Annotated in this window: 2 protein-coding genes; both read right to left on the reverse strand. The window is 36.3% G+C overall.

All coding sequences use genetic code 11. The annotated features are described in order from the left end of the window. Positions 1–52: 52 nt before the first annotated feature. Complete coding sequence (locus IAI10_RS24555; RefSeq protein WP_315675942.1) at positions 53–967, reverse strand: IS3 family transposase; 915 nt, start codon at positions 965–967, stop codon at positions 53–55. Continuing rightward, on the reverse strand, positions 964–1,248 hold the full coding sequence (locus IAI10_RS24560) for a transposase (protein ID WP_315675943.1): 285 nt from the start codon (positions 1,246–1,248) through the stop codon (positions 964–966). The genes IAI10_RS24555 and IAI10_RS24560 overlap by 4 nt, the downstream gene beginning before the upstream one ends. Between the last annotated feature and the right edge of the window lie 95 nt (positions 1,249–1,343).

The raw sequence follows: 1,343 nt of genomic DNA on the forward strand, positions 1-1,343 counted from the left end.
TGGTCCTATGTCAAGATTTAGTACAAGTTAAAATGAGAAACGTATCCTCATTTTAACCAACAAGTAAGATTCCATCTGCCAGACTTTTCTGATAGAGTTTTTCATAATCATTTGGAGACATATAATTGCAGTGACTATGAATCCGCTTGGTGTTGTAAAAAGTCTCCAGATATTCAAATACAAGCTGATATGCATGATTGAAATTCTGGATTCTGAATCGATTCAGCCATTCTCTTTTGATTATGGCATGGAATGATTCAATGCAGGCATTATCCCATGGAAATGCCTTTTTAGAGTAACTGCGTTGCATTTGAACAGTAGCTTTCAGGTATTCTTTAGAAACGTACTGACTGCCACGATCACTATGAATAATCAATGGAAACATGGTCTTTCGTCTTGCTTTTGCTTTATTTATTGTTTCAATTACACAGGATACTTCCAGTGTTTTTGATAAAGTCCAGGCAATAATCTTTCTGGAGAACAGGTCCATAATGCTGGTTAGATAGACAAAACCGTCCACCGTCCATATATAAGTAATATCGCTGCACCAGACAGCATCAGGGCGATCAGGATTAAAGTTTTCATCAAGGATATTTTGAAGTTCATTGCTAAAATCAGAATCTTTTGTAGTAATTACATAGGGTTTTACCCACTGGGCTTTGATACCCATTTCTTTCATATATTTACCAACTGTTCTTTCAGAGATGACTTCACCATCATCACGAAGTTCTTTAGTGATTTTAGGTGCTCCATAATTTTGTTTGGAATCATCATATATTTTCTGAATTTTAGTCTGAACAGAGTCTTTACGTTTCTGTTGGCCGGATGGTAAATGTTTGAGCCAAGTGTTATATCCTGATCTTGATACGCCTAGTATTTGCAGCATTCCAGAGACAGAAATACGGCGCTTTTCTTCTTTTGCTTTTTCTGCCTTTTTAGAAACTTCAATAAAAACAGCTTCTGTCATTCTCCCAGAATGCTGATGGCTTTTTTTAGAACATCAAGAGCATCCTTTGTATCCCGAAGTTTACGTTTTAATCTGGCAATCTCTTTTGCTTCATCAGAAGAATAGTTGCCTGAACCCCGGCATTCAATATCTCCTGACTCTTTCAGTTCTTTTTGCCATCTTGATAAGCTCTGCTGACTGATTCCAAGGTTGCTTGCACAGCCTATCAATCCTAGATCCTTATGATCCTTATAATACTGAATTGCATCAAGCTTAAATTGTTTGTCAAATTGTTTTGCCATAATGAGATCCTCCTTCATCTGATACATTTATTGTACCACCTTTTAATCTATAGGATTTTCTCATTTTGACTTGTACTATTTATATTCTAGCTCCA

Origin of the sequence: Clostridium sp. 19966 (assembly GCF_032335695.1) — a bacterium.
Lineage (GTDB): Bacteria > Bacillota > Clostridia > Clostridiales > Clostridiaceae > JACTOJ01.